The sequence below is a fragment of the Bordetella sp. 02P26C-1 genome (genome assembly GCF_009763255.1).
Taxonomy (GTDB): Bacteria; Pseudomonadota; Gammaproteobacteria; order Burkholderiales; family Burkholderiaceae_B; genus Bordetella_A.
In genome coordinates this window covers 96,109-119,792 of sequence record NZ_WSJB01000032.1, presented here as the reverse complement: position 1 = coordinate 119,792, position 23,684 = coordinate 96,109, and the positions used below count along the sequence as shown (strand labels likewise).

Below are 23,684 nucleotides of genomic sequence, written 5' to 3'. Positions count from 1 at the left end.
TCCATCATGCATAGACCTTTTATGCTGGCCGCGCTGACCGCGGCCCTGGCGGGCTGCTCGTTGGCGCCGACTTACGAGCGGCCGGTCTCCCCTGTCAGCGCCACATATCCCGCGGGGGAGGCGTATGTGCCGCCGCGTCCGGCTCAGGGGCCGGCCGCGCAGGCGCCGGTCGCGGATATAGGGTGGCGTGATTTCTACGCCGACCCGTTGCTACAGCAACTGATCTCCATGGCGCTTTCGGCGAACCGCGATCTGCGCGTTGCTGCATTGAATGTGGAACAGGCGCGCGCGCAATATCGTATTCAACGTGCTGATGTTCTTCCTTCGGTCGGCGTGGGCGGCGAAGGATCGGTACAGCGTGTGCCCGCGGATCTGAGCAGCACGGGCAGCAGCGCCATTAACCGATCCTACCAGGTCGGTGCCGCGGCTTCGTGGGAACTGGATCTGTTTGGACGTATCCGTAGCCTGAGCGATCAGGCGCTGGAGAACTATCTGGCGCAGGATGAGACCCGTATTGCCGCGCAGCTGGCGTTGATCGCGGAAACGGCCTCTGCCTATTTAACGCTGCGCGCCGATCAAGAACTGTTGGCGTTGACCCAGTCGACGCTGGCCTCGCAGCAACAGTCGTACGATCTCGTCAAGCAAAGCTATGACTTGGGTGTTGCGACCGCGCTGGATCTCAGCCAAGCCGAGGCCTCGTTGCGTACCGCGCAGCGTAATCAGGCGGAGTACACGCGGCGTGTCGCGCAGGACCGCAATGCACTGGTGCTGTTGGCCGGCCAGCCATTGCCGGAAGATATTGCCGCCAGATTGAACCAGGCCAAGACCCTGCCCGATAACGTCGTGCCATCGGCATTACCTCCGGGCCTGCCTTCCGATTTGTTGATGCGGCGGCCGGATATTCGCGCGGCCGAACATCAGCTGCGTGGCGCCAATGCTTATATCGGCGCGGCACGTGCCGCGTTTTTCCCGAGGATCAGCCTGACAGGCAGCGCCGGTACGGCCAGCAGCAGTCTGGGCGGCTTGTTCGATGCGGGTTCGGGTGCGTGGAGCTTTGCACCATCGATCTCCGTACCGATTTTCGCTGGCGGGGCGCTCAGAGCGGAGCTGGATGTCGCCAAGGTACGCAAGAACATCCAAATTGCGCAGTATGAGCGCGCCATCCAGGTTGCATTCCGTGAAGTCGCCGACGCCCTGGCCGGGCAGGGCACGTTGGAAAATCAGATCGAAGCCCAGGGGCTCTTGGTCGCTGCTTACCAGCGCGCCTATGACTTGTCGCAATCGCGTTTCGATCAAGGCATTGATGACTATCTGAGCGTGTTGGATTCGCAGCGTTCGCTCTACACGGCACAACAGACCATGGTCGAGACGCGGCTCGCGCGTTTGACCAATCTCGTGACCTTGTATCGGGTACTGGGCGGGGGCTGGACAGAGTCAACCATCGCATCTCAGCCCGAGCAGGGGACAGGTGCTGCGGTCGCACCTGGGGAGCGCTGAAAGGGCTGTTCATTGCAAGGGTACAGCCTGCCCATCCCGCGCCCGGGCCGTCATGCCACTGACGTGCGAGCAGGTTGCGAGACAGCTTTGTACCGAAAATGAAAACGGGCGGCTTCGTGAAGAAACCGCCCGTTTTTGCAATCATGCGCCTGTGGGCGCGAGACTGGCGCGTTATGCTCGTTTTTTCGTCACCAGACCCACGACGAACAGCACGATGATGGCGCCTACCACCGAGCCAATCCATCCTGCGGGCTCGCCCGGCTCGTACCACCCCATCGCCTGCCCTAAAAATCCGGCAACGACCGCGCCGATGATCCCTAGAATAGTTGTCATGATGATGCCCATGGATTGATCCCCGGGCATGATCGCGCGCGCGATCAGACCGACGACAAAGCCAACGATGATCATGATGATGATGCTCATACGTGTACTCCTCTCAGGCGGTGGGTAACGTTTTGATCATACTCATCGTGGCGAAGCGCGGTGTAACAACACGTATTTGGCGTCTACGAACAACACTTTTAATGCATCAAACTTCCGCTCTATTCGCCAGCGGCGTGAAGATCGCGCGGCTGGGATCGAACGTATATTGATCCACGTATTGCGAGGCATCAGCAGCCAGCGTCGCGACCGAATTCAGGATGAATTCGACCTTGGCGTCGTCGAGCAGGATGCTCAGGTTCAGTCGCGTGAAGCCTGGCTTTTCGATCTCGTTGCCGGACAGAATCGCCTCGCGTATGCGCGCGGATTCCTCGGGCTCGATGTCGAGCAGATCATGAACGTAGGGGCCTGCGCATGCGCATCCGCCCCGGGCCTGGATACCGAAACGGTCGCTCAGCATGCGGGTGACGAGCTGTTGATGCACGAGGCCGCCAGCGGGATGACGCACACGGAAGGAAAAGATCGGCAGACGTTGCGCCGTCAAGGAGCCTAGCAATTCCAGGTTGGGCACGTTCTTCCACTTTTCCAGCGCGCGTTGCACCAATTCCGCTTGCCGATCCTTGAAATAGGCTTCGCCAATGGACTCCTTGACCAAGAGCGCCAATGCGGCGCGAATATCGCCGATGACGTTGGGGGTGCCGGCTTCCTCGCGCGATTCCAGACTGTCGCTGTAGTCATGGCCCGTGGGCGATACGAATTTCACCGTGCCACCGCCTGCCCACGTCGGCTTGGCGGTGGTGACGGCGTCGCGTCGTACGATGAGTACGCCGGATGCGCCCGGGCCGCCGATGAATTTATGAGGCGAGAAAACGAGCGCGTCGATAGGCGCGTCGGCGTCGGGCATCATCGTGATGGGCAAATAGGGCGCACCGCCTGCATAGTCCCACACCATTTTCGCGCCGGCCTGCTTGACCTGGCGGGTAATGCCGGCCACGTCGGCCACGATGCCGGTTACGTTAGAGGCCGCGGAAAATGCGCAAATCACTAGCGTGTCGGACGGCGCTTTCAAGGCAGCGGCCAGCGCGTCGCGATCCGGACCGCCGTGTTCGCATTCGGGCAGAACGATCAATTCGGCGCCGCTTTCGCGCCAGGGCAGGATATTGGAATGGTGCTCATAGGGGCCGATGATGACGCGCGCCGCGCGGCCCTCGGCGACCGCCGCCTTGACGCCCAACAGATTCACCAGCCGATTGATCCCGGCGGTCGCGCCAGAGCCTGCAAAGATCACCGCATGCTCGGCCGAAGCGCCGCAGCAGCGAGCGATGGCCGCGCGCGCCTCGCGGCGCAGGCGCGTGATGTAGCCGCCACAGTACGATGCTTCGGTGTGCGAATTGGCGTAGTAAGGCAGCACGTGTTCGAGCACGAATTGCTCGACTTGCATCAGCGCGCGACCCGAGGCGACATAGTCGGCGTACACCATCGGCTTGGGTCCGAACGGACCGGGAACTATGGCGTTGTGACCGATCAGCCCTTTGGCGAGGGACTGTGTGAGTTCGTGGGCCGGGCCAGGGAGTGAGGCCGGAGACTGGGGGGAGCCGGATTCATGCGCAAAGGTGGAATCCGATGCATTCAGGGAAGCTTGAAACTGCTGCAAAACGCTAAGCGTTGCAGGGGCTGCGGCGGTGTAGGTGTCCATCTAATTCAGGCGCTAGGTCATGCGAAAAGGTCCTGGATATCATACGATGGACGAAAATTTGAAACATCACCTATTTTTTGCGTGATTCGCTTAAAAACGGGTCATATGAACGAGAATATGGAAAAAATTGATAAGCTTGATATGGCTATCATCTCCGCCCTGCAAAAGGATGGGGCCTTGTCCCAGCGTGAACTGGCCGATCGGGTGGGTCTTTCGCAAAATGCGTGCTGGCGCCGCCTGCAACGGTTAAACAGCTGCGGCGTCATTGAAGGCACCCGCGCACAGGTTAATTTGGTGGCGCTGGGCCTGGATCTGACGGTCTTCGTGATGATACGCACCAGCCGGCATGCGAAGGAGTGGGCCGACGAATTCCGCCAGCATGTCGAGCGCTTGCCGGAGGTAACCGGGTTCTATCGAATTGGCGGCGACTGGGATTATCTGATCAAGGTCGCGTGCCGAGGCATGGCGGGCTACGACCGCTTTTATCAGCGTTTGATCACGGGTTTCGAATTGACCGCGGTGACGGGGTTCTTCAGCATGGAGGCCATTATTGACAACCGCCCGCCAGATCTGCGTCTGTTGGACGACGCGGCAGCTTAGCGCGTGATGTCGACTAGCTGACGGACGTCTTTGACAATTGCTTCCGTGCTGTCGGTATCCGAGGCCAACAGCCGCGCCCGGCCTTTATTGTCGAAAATATAAACGCCACGGCTATGCGTGACGTCGTACGTCTCGGCCGAGTCACCAGGACGGGGCTTTTCGATCTGATAAGCGACCCGATACCGACGCGCCAGATCCGCAATCTGTTTTTCGGCGCCAGTGACGCCAATGGCTTGTCGATTAAAGGCATCGACGTAGGCTTGCAGCTTGTCGGGCGTATCACGGTGCGGATCAACGCTGACGAACACAATGCGTACATCGCGCGCGTCATCGCCCAATTGTTCGATCACCGAGCTCAATTGCGCCATCGTGGTGGGACAGATGTCGGGGCAGCTCGCGTAGCCAAAAAACAGCATAACGGTTTTGCCCTTGAGCTGATCGCTGGTGATTGTCTGGCCGCCTGCGCCCGACAATGAAAATTTCAGGTCAGGCAAGTGTCCCTTGACGTCATACAGCGTCCAGTTAACCGCACGGTCGCCGCAAGCGGCGAGCAACGTGCAAGTCACGAAGAGGAGAGCGCGCCAGAAACGGCCAGTGAACGATGCAGGCATCTTGGATTCGGGACGCGACAGGCGTCGGAGGTCACGGTAATGCCTGGGATTCTAACGCGGGTGGGCCAATAGGCCACCGTTCGCACCCGCGTTGGAGACTTCGCTACCGAATTATCCGGCCATGCCGCTATGACGCAGCAGCGCGTCGATGCGCGGCGCACGGCCACGGAAAGCCTCGAACGATTCCGCCGCGGGACGCGCGCCGCCTACCGCCAGGATCTCCTTGCGGAAACGGGCGCCGGTGGAGGCGTCCAAGGTGCCAATCGCGTTGTCCGCGCCAGCCGCGGCAGCGGCTTCTTCGAAGGCCTCGTAGGCATCGGCTGACAATACCTCGGCCCATTTGTAGCTGTAGTAACCCGCGCCATAGCCGCCCGCGAACAAATGCGAGAAAGCGTGGGGGAACCGATGCCACGCGGGCGGGAACAGCACGGCGACTTCTTTGCGCACTTCCTCGAGCAATGCCAGCGTTTCCTGAATGCTGGCGCCGTTCGCGCGGCTATGCAGCAGCATATCGAAGAGCGCGAACTCGATCTGGCGCACCGTCTGCATGCCGCTTTGGAAATTGCGCGCGGCAACCAGCTTGTCATAGAGCGTACGTGGCAACGGTTCGCCGGTTTCTACATGCGCGGACAAGCGTTGGACGACGGGCCATTCCCAGCAGAAATTCTCCATGAACTGGGAAGGCAGCTCGATCGCGTCCCACTCGACAGCGGAGAAGGCCGAGGCACCCGGTTCATCGACTTCCGACAACAACGCGTGCAACGCGTGGCCGGATTCGTGAAATAGCGTGATCACGTCGTCGTGCGTGAGCAGCGCGGGTTTGCCGTCGCCTGGGCGTGCGAAGTTGCACGTTAGATACACCACGGGCGTTTGCACCCGATCACCGACGCGACGACGGCTGCGTTCGCTATCGACCCATGCGCCGCTTTGCTTGCCGGAACGGGCGTACAAGTCCAGATAAAGATGACCGATCAGCGCGCCATCCGGGGTTTCGACGCGCACGCCACGCGCATCGGCATGCCAGCAGGACACGTCGGTTGGACGCAGGCGCACGTTGAACAGCGACTCGGCCACGTCGAACAGGCCTTGCAGCACGCGCGGCTCGGTGAAGTACTGTTTGATCTCGTCTTCGGAATACGCGTAACGCGATTCACGCAGGCGTTCCGCCGCGTAGGGGACGTCCCAGGGTTCCAGCGATTCCAGGCCCAGCTCGCTGGCGGCGAAGGCCTTAAGCTCAGCGAGATCGCGTTCCGCGTAGGGCCGCGCGCGCGAAGCCAGATCGCGCAGGAATGTGGTCACTTCATCCGCGTCGCGCGCCATACGCGTCTGCAGGCGCAAGGCGGCGAAGGTGCCATAGCCCAATAGCCTAGATTCCTCGGCGCGCAGCGACAACAGCTCCTCGATCAGAGGCGAGTTATCAAAGCGCGTTTCACCTTGCTCGGAAGCCACCGTGCCGTAGGCGCGATACATTTGCGCGCGCAGGTCGCGGTCTTTCGCGTACTGCATGACGGGCAGATAGCAAGGCATCTTGAGCGTGAGCTTCCAGCCGCTGCGGTCGTCTTCTTCGGCGGCCTGGCGGGTGGCCCGAAGCACGTCGGCCGGCAGACCCGCCAGACGCGATTCGTCTTCGATGTAAAGCGACCACGCATCGATCGCGTCGAGCACGTTTTCGGAGAACTTCTGCGAAACCTGCGCTTCACGGTCGGAGATCACGGCATAGCGTTCACGCGCCTCGCCTTGCAGCTCCACGCCGCTCAAGCGGAAATCGCGCAACGCCAGCTCGATCACGCGACGGCGCACGGGATCCCATTGCGCAAAATCGGCAGCGGCATGCAGACGTTGATATTGCTTGTAGAGGCCTTCGTGCAGACCTACCCAGGTCGAGAACTCCGTCACCAAGGGGAGCGCAGCATTATAGGCCTCGCGCAGTTCCGGCGTGTTGACGACCGCATTCAGATGCCCGGCCACCGACCAGGCGCGCCACAGGCGTTCAGAGGCGGTATCCAAGGGTTGTACAACGGCCTCCCACGTCGCCGGCAGGCTCTCGTCGGCTGCGGCGTCGACCGCCTCACGTGCGCCCTCCAGCAAGGTTTCGATCGCCGGCACGATGTGGGCGGGCTGCACGGCAGCGTAGTCGATCAGATCTGAGACGGGAGCAAGCAGGGGATTTTGGGTCATGGGAGGACGCAGCGAAAGAGACGAGATATCTCTAGGATGGGGGCACTTGCCCAAAAGGCAAGTGCTTGTCGCCGCGGGCAATCAGCCAGCGACGCGTTCCGCGGCTTCTACAGTATTGACCAACAGCATCGCGATGGTCATCGGGCCCACGCCGCCCGGTACGGGCGTAATGGCGCCAGCAACTTGACGCGCGGAGGCGAAATCCACGTCGCCACAGAGCTTGCCATCGGCGCCGCGATTGATACCCACGTCAATGACAACCGCGCCCGGCTTGATCATGCTGCCATCGATCATGCCAGGTTTGCCGGTAGCAACCACTAGTACATCGGCGCGGCGCGTTTGGGCGGCCAGATCGCGGGTTTTGGAGTTACAGATGGTGATGGTGGCGCCGGCTTGCAGCAGCAGCATCGCCATGGGCTTGCCGACGATGTTGCTCGCGCCCACGATGACGGCTTCCGCACCGCGCAGGGCCACGCCCTCGGATTCCAGCATCTTCATGACGCCGTAGGGCGTGCACGGACGGAACAGCGGCTGGCCGGTCATGAGCAGACCGGCGTTGCTGATGTGAAAGCCGTCCACGTCTTTCTCGGCGGAGATCGCTTCGATGACCTTGTGGCTGTTCATATGCGGCGGCAGCGGCAGCTGCACCAGAATGCCGTGGATGGCCGGGTCGCGGTTCAAGGCGTCGATGCGCGACAGCAGCTCGGCCTCGGTCATATCGGCCGGATATTGCTCTTTCACCGAATGCAGGCCGGCTTTTTCGCAAGCGGCGACTTTATTGCGCACATAGACTTGCGAGGCCGGGTCTTCGCCCACCAGCACGACCGCCAGGCCGGGACGCACGCCCCGGGCGGCGAGGGCTTGCACGCGTTGTGCGACGTCTTCGCGTATGCGTTGCGACAGCGCGGTGCCGTCGATGATGCGTGCGCCCGATTGGGCGGACGTGTTGGGGTCCTGCTGGGTCATGCGTGTGCCTCGGGTTTTGCCAGTGCGACCTTCATGAGGTCGGCAACTGTAGTGACTTCAAGTTTTTCCATGATGTTGGCGCGGTGCGCCTCCACCGTTTTGATGCTGATGCCGAGATCGTCGGCGATTTGTTTATTCAGGCGCCCCGCCACGATGCGTTCGAGCACCTGCTGTTCGCGCGCGGTCAGGCGGGCGAGCATGGCCTCGTGGTCCTTTTGGGCTTGGAACTGGCTGACGCGCTGCGTGGCCTGCTCCAACATGCGGGCGACGATTTCGCGCAGATCCGATTCGTTGAACGGCTTTTCCAGAAAATCCACCGCGCCTTTCTTCATTGTGGACACCGCCATCGGCACGTCGCCGTGGCCGGTGATGAACACGATGGGCAGGGGCGCCTTGCGGGCGATCAGTTGCTCTTGCAATTCGAGACCGCTCATGCCGGGCATGCGCACGTCGGCAATCAGCACGCCAACCTGCGACGCGTCATATTCATCCAGGAACGATTCGCCGCTGGCAAACGCGCGCACACGGTAGCCGTTGGCTTCGAGCAGCCAGCGCAGCGAATCGCGTACCGCTTCGTCGTCATCAACTATGAATACCGTGCTCGACTGTAGGGGGGTGTTCATGCGTGCAACTCCTCGGACTGATCACTCTGCGCGGCCGGCTCGGGCGCGGCGCAGGGCAAGGTAAAGCGGAAAATAGTACCGCCGGCGGGATTCGGATCCGCCCAGAGGCGGCCATGATGCGACTCGATAATCGTACGGCAGATATTGAGCCCCATCCCCAAACCCTGGGATTTGGTGCTGAAGAACGGTTCGAACAGTCGCTCGGGGTCGGTCAACCCGTGGCCCCGATCGACAACGGCCACCTCGATATGCTGATCGTGGGGAATGACGGCGACTTTCAACTCGTCTGACTCGCTGTTCTCCATCGCTTCCAGGCCGTTTTTTAACAGATTCAGCAAGACCTGTTCGATCAAAATCGGGTCGGCGAGCACGGCCGGTGCGTTGGACGGAACAAAGGACTCGATGCGGATGCGGCGTTTACGCGCGTCGATCTCGGCAAAACCGATGGCGTTATCGACGATGCGGCCAACCGCCACGCGCTGACGGCGCGGCTCGCTGCGTTTGACGAATTCGCGGATGCGGCTGATGATTTTGCCCGCTCGTTCGGCCTGCGCGGCGGCTTTTTCCAGGGCGGGCAGCAGCATGGTCGGGCTGGTGTGACCGGCCTTGACTAACGCCACGGCGCCCATACTGTAGTTAGCAATGGCGGTCAGCGGTTGATTCAGCTCGTGCGCGAGCGACGAAGCCATTTCACCCATGGTGGTGAGGCGGCTGGTCAGCTGGATTTTCTCTTGTTGCACGCGCGAGGCTTCCTCGTGAACGCGGCGTTCGGTGATGTCACGGGCGACCTGCATGCGCACGCGGCGGCCATCGGTCCAGGCCAGCATGCGGTGGTGGACCTCGAACCAACGTTGCACCGAGGGGGCGAAGATTTCGACGGCTTCGTCGGTGAATCGACCCCGGCGCTGCGCGAGCAGCTCTTCGTGGCCACCTGTTTGCGCGCCGAATACGCGCCGATAGGTGCGATTGGCGAATAGCAGCTCCAGGCCATCGGCGGTGTCGGCCGTCACCGAGATCGCATCGTCCAGCCCCTCGAGCACGGTCATGAAGCGTTCGTGCGCGGCGGTGAGGGCTTCGCGGATGCGTTTGGGCTCCGTAATATCGGTCATGGAGGTCATCCAGCCGATCTGCGTGCCGTTCGGGTCCAACAGGGGCGATACATACATGCGCGCCGTGAATCGCGAGCCGTCGCGCCGCTGCGCCTCGATTTCCAGGCCACTGCTGGGGGTTTTGCCGGAAGTCAGCAGGTCTAGCGTATGCTGGTGTTGTTCGTGGCGACCCGGCACCCAGTAAGGGAAGGGCGGGCTGCGGCCGATCAGGTCGGCCTCGTTCCAGCCTATCATGCGGCAAAACGCCGGGTTCACATAGGCGATGCGGCCTTCCATGTCGAGTACGCGCATCCCGGTGGACATGGAGTTTTCCATGGCGCGGCGAAAACCCGTCTCGGCGATCAGTGCCGCTTCGGCGGTCGAACGGAACCGGGTATAGCGCCACAGCATCAGCAAGCTGATGATGATGACGCAAGACAGCGCGATCACCAGCCACGTCAGGCGCTGCTGGCGCACTTCCTGGTCGATGGTGACGAACATGACGCTGTCGCCATGCATGCGTTGCAGCCAGAAAAAGGCGCCCATCACGCACAGGTACAGAATCAGTACGACGGCCGGCGTGATCCAGTACACGCCACGGCGGCGACTGCGCGCATGGTCGTGAAAGGAGTTCGGGATGCTCGATTTGACGGGGCTGGACATGACGGAAGCGACGTGTGGAGCGGGCATTTTAGAGCGTGTTACGGCTCTGTGGGGCCAGTGCAGGCGGCACGCGTTACACGGCACGCATATTCTAAACCGAAATACAGGTGTTTTTCATATTATGAAATTCCGTACCGCAACATGAAATTTTCCTCCGAACGGGTTAATCTTCGCGTTTTCGTATTAAAGCCTTACGCGATAGCATTGACCGTTTAGGCGCAAGACGCCCGGCCAGGAGCCGGATTATTGGATTGCCCGACCCAGCTGAATCATGGATCGGGCCTGCTCAGACTCCCAAAGGAGACCACGATGTCCTCTAACAACCAGGCTAGCGCGCTATCTGCCGCCAACGACGACGACGCTCTGGAAACCCAAGAGTGGCTTGAGGCCCTGGCTGCCGTTCTCGATCGCGAAGGCCCCCAGCGTGCGCATTACTTGCTGGAACGCCTGATTGACGAGGCTCGCCGCTCCGGGGCGCACATCCCGTTTTCGCCCAACACCGCGTATGTGAACACCATCCCGCCGGGCCTGGAGCCCGCACATCCGGGCAATCTGGAACTGGAAAACCGGATCCGTTCGTACGTGCGCTGGAATGCCATGGCGACGGTCGTCAAGGCGAACAAACATAATCCGCCCGATGGCGGCGACCTCGGCGGCCACATCGCCTCGTTCGCCTCGTTGGCGACGATGATCGAAACGGGTCAGAACCATTTCTGGCACGCGGATGACGCCGAGCACGGTGGCGACCTGGTTTACTTCCAGGGCCACACCTCGCCCGGTATGTACGCGCGTGCGTACCTCGAAGGCCGTCTGACCGCCGAACAGCTCGACTATTTCCGTCAGGAAGTCGATGGCAAGGGTCTGCCCTCGTATCCGCACCCGAAGCTGATGCCGGAATTCTGGCAATTCCCGACCGTGTCGATGGGCTTGGGCCCGCTGATGGCGATTTATCAGGCGCGTTTCCTGAAATACCTGCACGCTCGCGGCATCGCTGACACCAGCAAGCGCAAGGTCTGGGTATTCTGCGGCGACGGCGAAATGGACGAGCCCGAATCCCTGGGCGCGATCTCGCTGGCCGCGCGCGAAAAGCTCGACAACCTGATCTTCGTCATCAACTGCAACCTGCAGCGCCTGGACGGCCCGGTGCGTGGTAACGGCAAGATCATCCAGGAACTCGAAGGCGATTTCCGCGGTTCGGGCTGGAACGTGATCAAGCTGATCTGGGGTGGTTATTGGGATCCGCTTCTTGCGACGGACAAAGAAGGCATCCTGCGCAAGATCATGGAAGAAACCGTCGACGGCGAGTACCAGGCGTACAAGGCCAACGACGGCAAGTTCGTGCGCGAACACTTCTTTGGCAAGCACCCGAAACTGCTGGAAGCCGTCTCTCGCATGAGCGACGAGGACATCTGGCGCTTGAACCGCGGCGGCCACGATCCGCACAAGGTCTACGCGGCCTTCAAGGCAGCGACCACGCATGAAGGTCAGCCGACCGTCATCCTGGCCAAGACCATCAAGGGCTACGGCATGGGTCAGGTGGGTCAGGCCAAGAACCCCACCCACCAGCAAAAGAAACTCGAGCTGGAATCGATCCGCGAATTCCGCGACCGTTTCGCGATCCCGATTCCGGACGATCAGCTGGAAAAACTGCCGTACTACAAGCCGGCTGAAGACGCGCCCGAAATGCAGTACATGCACGAGCGTCGCAAAGCGCTGGGCGGCTACCTGCCCAAGCGCCGCGTGAAGGCCGACGAACAGCTCAAGGCCCCCGCGCTGGAAGCGTTCAAGTCCGTGCTCGAACCCACCTCCGAAGGCCGCGAGATCTCGACCACGCAAGCCTTCGTGCGCGTGCTGAACCAGATCCTGCGCGACAAGGAAGTCGGTCCTCGCGTCGTGCCTATCCTGGCCGATGAATCGCGTACCTTCGGTATGGAAGGCCTGTTCCGCCAGATCGGGATTTACGCGCCTGAAGGCCAGAAGTACATCCCGGTCGATAAAGATCAGGTCATGTACTACAAGGAAGCGGCCAACGGTCAGCTGCTGCAGGAAGGCATCAACGAAGCCGGTGCCATGAGCTCGTGGATCGCGGCGGCGACGTCGTACTCGACGAATAACCGCATCATGATCCCGTTCTTTATTTATTACTCGATGTTCGGGTTCCAGCGCATTGGCGATCTGGCCTGGGCCGCGGGTGATATGCAGGCGCGTGGCTTCCTGCTGGGCGGCACGGCTGGTCGTACGACCTTGAACGGCGAAGGTCTGCAGCACGAAGACGGTCACAGCCACATCCTGGCCTCGACCATCCCGAACTGCGTGTCCTACGACCCGACGTTCGCGCACGAATTGGCTGTGATCATCCAGCACGGTTTGAAGCGCATGGTCGAAGACCAGGAGAATGTGTACTACTACCTGACGGTGATGAACGAAAACTACCCGCAGCCGGGCCTGACCGCCGGCGACGAGGAAGGCATCATCAAGGGCATGTACAAGCTGAAGTCGCACGGCAAGAGCAAGCTGCGCGTACAGCTGATGGGCTCTGGCACCATCTTGCGCGAAGTCATGGCCGCGCAAGAGCTGCTGGAATCGGATTGGGGCGTGGCCTCCGATGTATGGAGCGTGACGAGCTTTACCGAGTTGCGTCGCGACGGTCTGGATGTGGATCGCCACAACCTGCTGCACCCGGAAGCCAAGCCGCAAGTGCCGTACGTCACGCAGCAGCTCGAAAAGAGCGAAGGCCCGATCATCGCGTCGACCGACTACATGAAGTTGTTCGCCGACCAGATCCGCCCGTTCGTGCCCAAGGATCGCACCTATCGCGTGCTGGGTACCGATGGCTATGGCCGTTCGGATTTCCGCTCCAAGCTGCGCGAGCACTTCGAGGTCAACCGCCATTTCGTCGTACTGGCCGCCTTGCGCGCCCTGGCCGATGAAGGCAAGATCCCGGCTGCCAAGCTTTCCGAAGCGATCAAGAAATACGGCATCAATCCGGAAAAAGCCAACCCGCACCACGCTTGAAGGTAAACAGACATGAGCACACTCGTGGAAATTAAGGTACCCGACATCGGTGATTTCAAAGAAGTCGAAGTCATCGAGGTCCTGGTGTCGGCTGGCGACACGATCGAGGCCGATCAGAGCCTGATTACGGTTGAGTCCGACAAAGCCTCGATGGAAATCCCGGCCTCCGCTGGCGGCGTGGTGAAGTCCGTCAAGGTAAAGGTGGGCGACAAGATCGGCGAAGGTTCGGTGATTCTGGAAGTGGAGGCTGCGGGCGAAAAGGCCGAGGCAGCTCCTGCCGATAAGGGCGGCGACGATAAAGCCGCCGCTGCCGAGAAAGCCGAGGATAAACCCGCTGCCAAAGCCGAGGAAAAGGAAGCCAAGGCCGACGCTCCCGCCGCTGACAGCAAGAAAGCCAAGTCTGGCGGGGTAGTCGAGGTTACGGTGCCGGATATCGGCGACTTCAAGGAAGTCGAGGTCATCGAGGTTCTGGTCAACGTTGGCGACACCATCGAAGCCGATCAAAGCCTGATGACGGTCGAATCCGACAAGGCTTCCATGGAGATCCCCTCGTCTGCGGGCGGTGTGGTCAAGGAAGTCAAGGTCAAGGTTGGCGACAAAGTCAACAAGGGCTCGGTCATCGTGCTGGTCGAAGGCGAGGGCGGTGCGCAAGAGGCACCTGCCAAGGCCGAGCCGGCTGCCAAGTCCTCTGACGAGGACAAGCCGGCTGCCCAGCCTGCCAAAGCCGAGTCGGCCAAGTCCGCTTCGGCCTCCACGTCCGCGCCTGCTACGAAGGCATCGCCCACTGCATCCTTGGAAGACCCAGGCTTGAAGCCGGGTCAGTTGCCGCACGCATCGCCTTCCGTGCGCAAATTCGCGCGCGAACTGGGCGTCAATCTGAGCAAGGTCAAGGGTTCCGGTCCGAAGGAACGTATCACGGCTGATGACGTACGCGCTTTCGTCAAACAGGCGTTGTCGGCCCCCGCCGCCGCTGCCGCACCGGCGGGCGGCGATAGTGGCGCTGCGCTCGGTCTCTTGCCGTGGCCGCAGATCGACTTCACCAAGTTTGGCCCGGTCGAGGCCAAGCCGCTGTCGCGTATCAAGAAGATCTCCGGCGCGAATCTGCATCGCAACTGGGTCATGATCCCGCACGTCACCAACAACGACGAAGCGGACATCACCGACCTGGAAGCCTTCCGCGTGACCCTGAACAAGGAAAACGAGAAGGCCGGCGTCAAGGTCACCATGCTTGCCTTCCTGATCAAGGCCGTGGTTGCCGCGCTGAAGAAATTCCCTGAGTTCAACGCTTCGCTCGATGGCGATCAGCTGATCTACAAGCAGTACTACCACATCGGTTTCGCCGCCGATACGCCTAATGGCCTGGTGGTGCCGGTGATCCGTGACGCCGACAAAAAAGGCATCCTGGAAATCGCCAAGGAAATGGGCGAGCTGTCCAAGAAAGCCCGCGACGGCAAGATTTCGCCCGCAGAAATGCAAGGCGGCTGCTTCTCGATCTCGTCGCTTGGTGGAATTGGCGGCACGCACTTCACGCCCATCATCAATGCTCCGGAAGTCGCCATCCTGGGCGTGTCGCGTTCCGCGCACAAGCCCGTTTGGGACGGCAAGCAGTTCGTCCCGCGCCTGATCGTGCCGCTGTCGCTGTCTTACGATCACCGCGTGATCGATGGCGCTGCTGCCGCGCGCTTTAACGCGTACCTGGGCCAATTGCTGGCGGATTTCCGCCGCATCGTGCTGTAAGGGGGCTTCATGAGCAATCTAGTGGATATCAAGGTGCCGGATATCGGTGACTTCAAGGAAGTGGAAGTCATTGAAGTGCTGGTCGCCGAAGGCGATACGATCGAGGCTGAACAAAGCCTGATCACGGTTGAATCCGACAAGGCCTCGATGGAGATCCCTGCCTCCGCCGGCGGCGTGGTCAAGTCGGTCAAGGTCAAGGTCGGCGACAAGGTCGGTGAAGGTGCGGTGATTCTGCAAGTCGAGGCGCAGGCTTCGGCTGGCAAGTCGGACGACAAGAGCGCTGCCGCTGGCAAGAATGCCGAATCGGACAAGTCGGCGGAGAAGGCCAAGGCCGCCGAAGGCGATAAAAAGGCTGATGGCGGAAAAGCATCCGCCAGCCAGCCATCGGGCGAGAAAGCCGCGGCTCCCGCCGCTGCTTCGTATTCCGGCTCGGCCGATCAAGAATGCGATGTGCTGGTCCTGGGCGCGGGCCCCGGCGGATACTCCGCTGCGTTCCGCGCGGCCGACCTCGGCTTGTCCGTTGTGCTGGTCGAACGTTACGACACGCTGGGCGGCGTGTGCCTGAATGTAGGCTGCATTCCGTCCAAGGCGCTGTTGCACAACGCCGCTGTGATTGACGAGGCTCGCGCCCTGGCCGCGCATGGCATCAGTTTCGGCGAACCCAAGATCGATCTGGACAAGCTGCGTGGCTACAAAGACAGCGTGGTCGCCAAGCTGACTGGTGGTTTGGCAGGCATGGCCAAGGCCCGCAAGGTCAAGGTCGTGACCGGCGTAGGCGAGTTCGCCGATCCGCATCATCTGTCGGTCAAGAGCGCAGATGGCAAGACTCAGACGATCCGTTTCAAGAACGCCATCATCGCCGCTGGCAGCCAGTCGGTGAAGCTGCCGTTCTTGCCCGATGATGCACGTATCGTGGACTCGACCGGCGCGTTGCAATTGCGCGAAGTTCCGAAAAAAATGCTGATCATCGGCGGCGGGATTATCGGCCTGGAAATGGGCACTGTGTATTCCACGCTGGGCGCACGCCTGGACGTGGTGGAAATGCAAGACGGCTTGATGCAGGGCGCCGATCGCGACCTCGTCAAAGTGTGGCAGAAGATGAATGCCCATCGCTTTGACAACATCATGCTCAAGACCAAGACCGTGGGCGCCGAGGCCAAGAAGGACGGCATCTACGTCACGTTCGAAGGCGAGGGCGCGCCGAAAGAGCCGCAGCGCTATGACCTGGTTCTGCAAGCGGTTGGCCGCAGCCCCAACGGCAAGAAGATCGCCGCTGACAAGGCGGGCATCGCGGTGACCGATCGCGGCTTTATCGAAGTCGACCGCCAGATGCGCACGAACGTCGAGCATATCTTTGCGATTGGCGACATCGTGGGTCAGCCTATGCTGGCGCACAAGGCCGTACACGAAGGTCACGTCGCTGCCGAAGCCGCCGCTGGCCAGAAGTCATTCTTCGACGCCCGTGTCATTCCGTCGGTGGCCTATACCGATCCGGAAGTGGCCTGGGTGGGTCTGACGGAAGACGAAGCCAAGAAGCAGGGCATCAAGGTCGAGAAGGGCCTGTTCCCGTGGGCCGCTTCAGGTCGTGCGATTGCCAACGGTCGCGACGAGGGCTTTACCAAGCTCTTGTTCGACGCCGAAACGCATCGCATCCTGGGCGGTGGCATCGTGGGCACGCATGCCGGCGATCTGATCAGCGAGATTGCGTTGGCGATCGAGATGGGCGCGGATATGGTGGATATCGCCAAGACCATCCATCCGCATCCCACGCTGGGCGAATCGGTGGGCATGGCCGCGGAAGTCGCCGAGGGCGTGTGCACCGACTTGCCACCCGTGCGCAAGAAGTAAGGCGGGCGTAGCCCGTCTGCCGTGCCATGAGCGTCAAGACCGCACTGCGCGTCATCGAGATCATAGAAACTTATGCTCGCGAGCGACGCGCATTGCCTTTATCGGAACTGGCGCGCCTGTTGGGCGTGCCGGTGTCCAGCTGTCTGGCGTTGATACGTACGCTGGTGGACTTAGGCTATCTCTACGAGACCGGCCGGCGTCAAGGCTATTACCCGACCGGCAGGCTGCTGGCGATGGCGCAACGCATTGCCGCGGCCGACCCGGTGCTTGATCGTGTGTATCCCACATTGCTGGAGCTGCGCGAGGCCACGCGCGAAACCATTGTGTTTGCCAAGCTCAGCACGGAAGGCAAGGTGGTCTACCTGGAAGTGCTCGACTCCCCCCACACGATCCGCTACGCGCCTGTGGCTGGCGAATTTCGTGAGGCGCACGCGAATTCATTAGGCAAAGCCTTGTTGTCCGTCATGGACCCCACAGCAAGGCACGCGTTGCTCAAGAGCTATCCGCTGACACGTTATAACGAACGCACGTTGACCACCATCAAAGCGATTGACGCGGATCTGACCGCGTCGCGCGAGCGTGGTTGGTTTATGAACCTGGGCGAATCGATCCCCGATGTATGTGCGCTGGCGTGGCCGCTGACCTTATCGGGCGAAACGTATGCGATTTCCGTGGGGGGACCGGTGTATCGCTTGGAACCCCGTCAGGAAGAGTGCGCCAGCGTGCTCAGGGCGGCATGCACTGCCCTTGAACAAGTTTGAGGGCAGTGGGTTCCCCGAGGCGTGGGCGGGCTAATACGACTTCGGCAAGCCCAGCACTTTCTCCGCGATAAAGCACATGATCAACTGTGGGCTGACCGGTGCGATACGGGCGATATAGCTTTCCCGCAGCAATCTTTCGACCTGGTATTCCTTGGCATAACCCATGCCGCCTAAGGTCAGAATCGCCGTCTGACAGGCGTTATGCCCAGCCTCGGCCGCCAGGTACTTTGCCGTATTGGCAAACGGCCCGCAAGGCAAGCCAGCGTCATACAGGCTGGCCGCTTTGAATACCATCAGATTCGCGGCCTCGAGTTGCATCCAGGCCTGCGCCAGCGGATGTTGTATGCCTTGGTTCTGACCAATGGGCCGGCCGAACACCGTGCGTTCGCCCGCATATTTGACCGCCCGATCCAGCGCCGCGCGTCCGATGCCCACCGCCTCTGCCGCGATCAGGATCCGTTCGGGGTTCATACCATGCAGGATGTACTCAAAGCCCCGCCCTTCCTCGCCGATGCGATCGGCCACAGGGATACGCAAGCCATCAATAAACAGCATGTTCGAGTCGACCGCGTGCCGCCCCATCTTCTCGATCTCGCGCACTTCAACACGCTCGCGGTCCAGGTCGGTGTAGAACAGCGATAGCCCTTGCGTGGGCTTGGACACCTCGGACAGAGGCGTCGTCCGCGCAAGCAACAGCATCTTTTGCGCCACCTGCGCCGTCGAAATCCAGATTTTGCGGCCGTGCACGATGTACTCGTCACCTTGACGTTGCGCGCGGGTCGATAGCTTGGTGGTGTCCAATCCCGCATCGGGTTCAGTGACCGCAAAGCAGGCTTTCTCTTGTCCGGCGATCAACGGCCCGAGCCACCGATGCCGCTGCTCGTCCGAGCCAAACACCACGACGGGGTTAAGCCCGAAGATATTCATGTGTACCGCCGAGGCCCCGGAAAATCCCGCTCCCGAAGCGGCGATCGTCTGCATCATCAGCGCCGCCTCCGTCATTCCCAGCCCCGCGCCGCCTAGTTCCTCCGGCATGGCTATGCCCAGCCAACCGTCACGCGCTAAATCGGCGTGCAGCTCATGCGGGAAGCCTCCATCTCGATCGCGTTCCCGCCAATAGTCGTCGGGATAACGGGCACAGATACGTTCAATGGCATCACGCAAGGCGAGCTGATCAGTCGAAAACACGAAGTCCATCAAATGCTTCCTTTGTTGAGCGAGATATCGGCGGTGGCGCGTGCCGCGATCAATGCATCGATCTCCGCGTCCGTGCAGCCGGCCTCGCGCAGAATCTCTCTGCTGTGTTCTCCCAGGCGGGGAGCCGGGCGACGAATAGAGGTGGGCGTTCCGGTATATCGCCCCAGCGGTGCGGGCGTGCGTAGGTGCCCCTCACTCGGATGCTGCTGTTCGCAGATAAACCCGGTCGCGCGCAGGTGCGGATCCTCGATAAGGTCATCCACGGAATACAGCCGCGCAGAGGGGATATCGGCTTGTGCTAAATCCGCCAGCCATTCGGCGCTGGAACGGGTGCGCATGACCTCGGCCAAAAAGGCATAGGCTTCATCGATGTGCTGCGCCCGGGCGGTGTGATTGCAAAAGCGGGGATCTTGCGCCAGCTCGGGACGGCCAATCAGCTTGAAGAAACTGCGCCAATGTTTGTCGTTGTAGATCAACAGGCAGATATAGCCGTCCGACGTCGCATACGGTCGTCGATGCGCCGCCAGCAGCCGGGCATAGCCAGTGCTGCCCAGCGGCGGCTCAAACGTCGCGCCGCCCAGATGATCGCCCAAGACCAGATGCGCCATGCCCTCGAACATGGGTATCTCGACGGACTGTCCCTCGCCGCGTTGCCGCGCATGCAGCACCGCTGACACCATCGCGATGGCCACATGCAGGCCGACGGCACGATCGGCCAGCGTCAAGGGCGCATAGCGCGGTACATCTCCGCTTTGCTGCTGGATCAGATGCGCAATCCCGGTTTGCCCTTGAATCAGGTCGTCATACGCCGGCCGCCCGGCGTAGGGGCCGGCCTCGCTGAATCCGTACGCGCCGACATACACCAGGCGCGGGTTGCGCGCGCGGACCGCCTCATAGGACAAACCCAAGCGCGCCATGGCCTGAGGCCTGATGTTGTAGAGCAGCACATCGCAGCTCTGCGCCAAGCGCAAACAAGCCTCACGCCCCGCCTCGTTTTTCAGATCCAGCACGATGGATCGCTTGTTGCGATTCAAGTGTAGATACAGATGCCCCATGCCGGGATGCCGCATGGGGCCGACGGCCCGCATATTGTCGCCATCGGGGGACTCGACCTTGATGATGTCAGCACCCAGATCCCCCAACACCTGCGTGGCATACGGGCCCATCACGACGGAACTCAGGTCCAGTATGCGTATGCCGGCCAGGGGTCCGTGGCCGGTAGAAGCGAGTTGAGTCATTGTGCCTGTATGCCTGCGTCTTTAATCAAATTGCCCCACAAGTCGCGTTGTTCACTGACGAACTCCGCAAAGCTCTCCGGGGTCCCGCTAAAGGCGTCAAACCCTAGCTGGGCCAGGCGTTTTTTCGTCTCCGGATTTGCGACGATCTGATTGATCGCCGCGTTCAGCTTGCTCACGACCTCAGGCGGCAGGCCCGCCGGTCCAAAGTAGCCGTTCCAGGAATTAAGGTCGAAATTCTCCACGCCGGCTTCTTTCATCGACGGCAAATCAGGAACAATATCGCTGCGTTGCGCGGTCGATACTGCCAACGCCCGCAACTGACCCGACTGCACAAAGGGCAAGCCCGACGCCAGGTCGGTAAACATCATGTCCACCTGCCCGCCGACCAAGTCTGTCAGGGCCTGAGGCGTGCCTTTGTAGGGCACATGCAGCAAGTCGATGTCAGCGCGTCGCGCCAAGGTTGCTCCAGCAACGATCCCGGTGCTGTTGCCACTGGCATACGAGACCTTGCCCGGATTCTTGCGGGCATACTCGATCAGCTCTTCAACACTCTTATAGGGCTGCTTGGGATTGGTGACGAGAATGAAGGGCAGGTTGCCGCCACGCGCGATGGGCGTGAAATCCTTGACGGGGTCGTAGGACACGCTCTTCATGAGGAAAGGCGCTGCCGAATGCGAGGTGTTGGTCGTCACAAACAAGGTGTACCCGTCGGGCTTGGCACGCGCTACGTACTGCGCGGCGATGGTGGCGTTGGCGCCGGGCTTGTTCTCGACCACGACCTGTTGCCCCAGGAGGTTGCCCAGTTCGGCGGCGAAGATGCGTCCCACTGCATCGGTGCCGGACCCTGCGGGGAAGGGCACGATGAGGCTGACGGGTTTATCGGGGTAAGCCGCCTGAACCGGCGCGGCGGCTAATGAGACGATGGCGGCACTGCAAAGCATCGCGGCGCGTAGGCTGCGTAAAAGCATGGTTGTCTCCTTTTGCGGGACGGCTCTGGCGTGGCCGTTTGGAAATCGTGTCAACGGACAGGGGCTGCTCTCGGGGTGGCCGCGCACGCTTACGGTGGTGGTGCGCGACCGGGAAATTCGCGGATGACTCTTTCTGGGCATTCTTCGTAGGGGGGCGAATAGATCACCAGCAGGCGCGCGGGGGTGTCGCTGGTGACGGTAAAGACGTGTGGAATGTCAGGGGGGAAATAGCAACAGTCGCCAGCGACCATATCGGCGACCTCATCGCCGACTTGCGCACGCGCGGTGCCTTCAAGCAGATAACAGACTTGTTCGATACCGGGATGGGCGTGGGGCAGGGCGCCTTGGCCTTTCTCGATGACGCCTAACAGGACTTCCACGTTCTTCGCGCCGACGTTGGCGGGGCCGATTAGGCGTCGGTTCAGGGTGCCTGTGTGATTTGCCGGGTGGTAGCCGGGGACATCCTGCTGGCGGATTAGCCAGTGGGGTGGTTGGGTCATCCTCGGGGGTTCCTTAATTTATGTGTATGAAAAGTATTTCATGGATATGAAAGATGGTGCAAGGGGGGCTGGGTGTGTGCGGGGTTGTTGTTCGTGTACGAGGCGGCTGTTGATGCTTGTGGCTGCCGTCGATGCTTGTGGCGTCGATGGGGGGCAGTGACGGCGTCGGGGCTTCACGTGGTCGGTCCGGCGCGCGGGCGCCGGACACCGCGTCGCTCGTCTCGTCCGCTACTCGCATTCGTGCTCCGAATAGCTATCGATTCACATACCGATGCAGATGCCGATGCGATGCCAATGCCGATACGGATACCGGTACCCCTATCGGTACGGCGGCTGACACCGTTACTGATGTCGCACATCCCGCGCTAGCATCTCCGATAGCGTAAATCGGGTGTGCAGGGCACCCGATTTACGCAGCCCCGCAAAATCTTCCAACGGTCGCCAGCGTCACGCCAAAACGCCAAGAACCCCTCTCTCCCCCAAGACGTTCCGGCTTTCTAAACCGCCAGTCGGAGCGGGGTGTGCGGGCCGTGGGGGCGCCTCGAGGTCGAGCGAGCGGAAGTCGAAGGGAGCGCGAAGGCGCGGACGAGACGAGCGACGCGGTGTCCGGCGCCCGCGCGCCGGACCGACCTCGTGAAGCCCCCACGGCCCGCACACCCCGCTCCGACGACCAGAAGAACGCGAACAACCTACGCAAATACACCGATAACCCTCCACAACTCTAGGGGTTATCCCTCGTACAACCTCCGCAGACTGCTAAACTCCCACGTCTAAGCAAATTTCAGATACCCCGTCATGTCAGCCCCCCATCCCGACGCCGCCACACCGTTGCCAGAGTGGCTGCAGTACCTAGAGTCCATCCATAGCAAAACGATCGACCTGGGATTGGATCGGGTCAAGCAAGTCGCTGACCGGCTGGATCTGAAAATCGACGCCGTCAAATTCATCGTCGGCGGCACCAATGGCAAGGGTTCGACCTGTGCCATGCTAGAGGCCATCCTGCTAGCCGCCGGCTATCGCGTAGGCCTCTACACCTCGCCGCATCTCATCGACTTCAACGAACGCGCACGCATCAATGGCGAAATCGCCTCCGATGCCGCGCTGACCGAGCAGTTCGCCGCTATCGAAGCCGCACGCGGCGACACCACGCTGACCTATTTCGAATTCACCACGTTGGCGATTTTGCGACTCTTTTCGCAATCGTCTCTCGACGCAGTGGTGCTGGAAGTCGGTCTGGGCGGCCGCCTGGACGCCGTCAACATCATCGATGCCGATTGCGCCATCATCACCAGCGTAGACCTGGATCACACGGATTATCTGGGCGATACCCGCGAGAAAATCGGCTGGGAAAAAGCCCATATTTTCCGCAGCGGCCGTCCGGCGATCTGCAGCGATCCGCAGCCCCCGCAAACCCTGATCGACTACGCAAACGAGATCGGTGCCGAGCTTTGGCAATTCGGTAAAGACTTCAACTATTCCGGCGACCGGCAGCAATGGGCTTACGGTGGCCGCGCACAACGGCGCAACGCTCTGGCGTATCCCGCATTACGTGGCGCGAATCAGCTACTGAATGCGTCGGCTGCGCTGGCCGCATTGGAAGCCGTGCGAGACAAATTGTCCGTCCCGCAACAAGCCGTGCGCGTTGGGCTCTTGCAAGCCTCCGTGCCGGGTCGGTTCCAGATTCTGCCTGGCCAGCCGGTCATCATCCTTGACGTCGCACATAACCCCCACGCCGCAGCCGTCCTGGCCCAAAACCTCGACAATATGGGCTTTCACCCCTACACACATGCCGTCGTAGGGATGCTTAATGACAAGGATGTAGACGGAGTGCTTGCCAAGCTGCGTGGCCGCATCGATCACTGGTACTGCGCAGGTTTGCCCGGCCCACGCGGTAGCTCCGGCGAAGATTTCGCTCGTCACGTCACCACCGCGCTGGAAGACGGCCCTGCGGGTGCCGAGGCGCCGTCTGTCCAAGCCTATCCCGACCCGGCGGCCGCGTTCGCCGCAGCCCGCGAGCGGGCGGGCGAGGGTGATAGAATCGTGGTGTTTGGCTCGTTTCTCACCGTTGCCGCGGTTTTGCAGGCATTGGGTCGCAAAGTTTAAGGTTTACGGCAGTC

At 61.2% G+C, this 23,684-nt stretch carries 18 protein-coding genes; 7 read left to right on the top strand and 11 right to left on the bottom strand.

Annotated features, from left to right (window positions below):
• Positions 1-6 precede the first annotated feature (6 nt).
• The gene (locus GOQ28_RS16975; RefSeq protein WP_160357291.1) at positions 7-1,497 is read left to right on the top strand and encodes an efflux transporter outer membrane subunit; all 1,491 of its coding nucleotides are present in this window, start codon (positions 7-9) and stop codon (positions 1,495-1,497) included.
• Between the two features lie 171 nt (positions 1,498-1,668).
• On the opposite strand, the gene GOQ28_RS16970 is transcribed toward GOQ28_RS16975, so the two are convergent.
• On the bottom strand, positions 1,669-1,920 hold the full coding sequence (locus GOQ28_RS16970) for a GlsB/YeaQ/YmgE family stress response membrane protein (protein ID WP_160349523.1): 252 nt from the start codon (positions 1,918-1,920) through the stop codon (positions 1,669-1,671).
• 106 nt (positions 1,921-2,026) lie between these two features.
• The gene (locus GOQ28_RS16965; protein WP_160357290.1) at positions 2,027-3,574 is read right to left on the bottom strand and encodes an aminotransferase class V-fold PLP-dependent enzyme; all 1,548 of its coding nucleotides are present in this window, start codon (positions 3,572-3,574) and stop codon (positions 2,027-2,029) included.
• Positions 3,575-3,679: 105 nt separating this feature from the next.
• On the opposite strand from GOQ28_RS16965, the gene GOQ28_RS16960 reads away from it, so the two are divergent.
• Positions 3,680-4,174: an Lrp/AsnC family transcriptional regulator gene (locus tag GOQ28_RS16960; protein ID WP_160357289.1), complete on the top strand. Its 495-nt coding sequence runs from the start codon at positions 3,680-3,682 to the stop codon at positions 4,172-4,174.
• Here GOQ28_RS16960 and GOQ28_RS16955 read toward each other — a convergent pair.
• The 5 genes from GOQ28_RS16955 to GOQ28_RS16935 form a co-directional block, all read right to left on the bottom strand.
• On the bottom strand, positions 4,171-4,785 hold the full coding sequence (locus GOQ28_RS16955; RefSeq protein ID WP_160357288.1) for an SCO family protein: 615 nt from the start codon (positions 4,783-4,785) through the stop codon (positions 4,171-4,173). The genes GOQ28_RS16960 and GOQ28_RS16955 overlap by 4 nt on opposite strands.
• Positions 4,786-4,896: 111 nt before the next feature.
• The gene (locus GOQ28_RS16950; protein WP_160357287.1) at positions 4,897-6,963 is read right to left on the bottom strand and encodes a M3 family metallopeptidase; all 2,067 of its coding nucleotides are present in this window, start codon (positions 6,961-6,963) and stop codon (positions 4,897-4,899) included.
• Positions 6,964-7,044: 81 nt separating this feature from the next.
• Entirely contained in the window at positions 7,045-7,929 is an 885-nt protein-coding gene (gene folD / locus GOQ28_RS16945) for a bifunctional methylenetetrahydrofolate dehydrogenase/methenyltetrahydrofolate cyclohydrolase FolD (RefSeq protein WP_160349518.1), read from the bottom strand.
• Complete coding sequence (locus GOQ28_RS16940; protein ID WP_160349517.1) at positions 7,926-8,552, bottom strand: response regulator transcription factor; 627 nt, start codon at positions 8,550-8,552, stop codon at positions 7,926-7,928. The genes folD and GOQ28_RS16940 overlap by 4 nt, the downstream gene beginning before the upstream one ends.
• Positions 8,549-10,303, bottom strand: a complete 1,755-nt coding sequence (locus tag GOQ28_RS16935; RefSeq protein WP_160349516.1) for a PAS domain-containing sensor histidine kinase — start codon at positions 10,301-10,303, stop codon at positions 8,549-8,551. The genes GOQ28_RS16940 and GOQ28_RS16935 overlap by 4 nt, the downstream gene beginning before the upstream one ends.
• A gap of 309 nt (positions 10,304-10,612) precedes the next feature.
• Between GOQ28_RS16935 and aceE the strand changes: the two genes are divergently transcribed.
• From aceE to GOQ28_RS16915, 4 genes are read left to right on the top strand one after another with little or no spacing between them, the layout of a single operon-like run.
• Positions 10,613-13,318, top strand: a complete 2,706-nt coding sequence (aceE, locus tag GOQ28_RS16930; RefSeq protein ID WP_160349515.1) for a pyruvate dehydrogenase (acetyl-transferring), homodimeric type — start codon at positions 10,613-10,615, stop codon at positions 13,316-13,318.
• Positions 13,319-13,330: 12 nt separating this feature from the next.
• Positions 13,331-15,055 carry a dihydrolipoyllysine-residue acetyltransferase gene (gene aceF / locus GOQ28_RS16925; RefSeq protein ID WP_160357286.1) on the top strand — a complete coding sequence of 575 codons (1,725 nt, stop codon included), beginning with the start codon at positions 13,331-13,333 and terminating at the stop codon, positions 15,053-15,055.
• Between the two features lie 9 nt (positions 15,056-15,064).
• Complete coding sequence (gene lpdA, locus GOQ28_RS16920) at positions 15,065-16,903, top strand: dihydrolipoyl dehydrogenase (RefSeq protein ID WP_160357285.1); 1,839 nt, start codon at positions 15,065-15,067, stop codon at positions 16,901-16,903.
• Between the two features lie 26 nt (positions 16,904-16,929).
• Positions 16,930-17,664: an IclR family transcriptional regulator gene (locus tag GOQ28_RS16915; RefSeq protein WP_160349512.1), complete on the top strand. Its 735-nt coding sequence runs from the start codon at positions 16,930-16,932 to the stop codon at positions 17,662-17,664.
• A gap of 30 nt (positions 17,665-17,694) precedes the next feature.
• Here the strand turns inward: GOQ28_RS16915 and GOQ28_RS16910 are convergent, their stop codons facing one another.
• The 4 genes from GOQ28_RS16910 to GOQ28_RS16895 all read right to left on the bottom strand — a co-directional run bounded on the left by GOQ28_RS16910 (position 17,695) and on the right by GOQ28_RS16895 (position 21,567).
• Complete coding sequence (locus tag GOQ28_RS16910; RefSeq protein WP_160357284.1) at positions 17,695-18,861, bottom strand: acyl-CoA dehydrogenase family protein; 1,167 nt, start codon at positions 18,859-18,861, stop codon at positions 17,695-17,697.
• Positions 18,861-20,099 carry a CaiB/BaiF CoA transferase family protein gene (locus GOQ28_RS16905; RefSeq protein WP_160357283.1) on the bottom strand — a complete coding sequence of 413 codons (1,239 nt, stop codon included), beginning with the start codon at positions 20,097-20,099 and terminating at the stop codon, positions 18,861-18,863. The genes GOQ28_RS16910 and GOQ28_RS16905 overlap by 1 nt, the downstream gene beginning before the upstream one ends.
• The gene (locus GOQ28_RS16900) at positions 20,096-21,067 is read right to left on the bottom strand and encodes a tripartite tricarboxylate transporter substrate binding protein (protein WP_202109761.1); all 972 of its coding nucleotides are present in this window, start codon (positions 21,065-21,067) and stop codon (positions 20,096-20,098) included. Before GOQ28_RS16900 ends, GOQ28_RS16905 begins: the two co-directional genes overlap by 4 nt.
• Positions 21,068-21,156: 89 nt before the next feature.
• Positions 21,157-21,567: a cupin domain-containing protein gene (locus GOQ28_RS16895; protein ID WP_160357282.1), complete on the bottom strand. Its 411-nt coding sequence runs from the start codon at positions 21,565-21,567 to the stop codon at positions 21,157-21,159.
• A 795-nt stretch (positions 21,568-22,362) separates the two neighbouring features.
• On the opposite strand from GOQ28_RS16895, the gene folC reads away from it, so the two are divergent.
• Positions 22,363-23,670: a bifunctional tetrahydrofolate synthase/dihydrofolate synthase gene (folC, locus tag GOQ28_RS16890; protein ID WP_160349508.1), complete on the top strand. Its 1,308-nt coding sequence runs from the start codon at positions 22,363-22,365 to the stop codon at positions 23,668-23,670.
• The last annotated feature ends 14 nt before the right edge of the window (positions 23,671-23,684 follow it).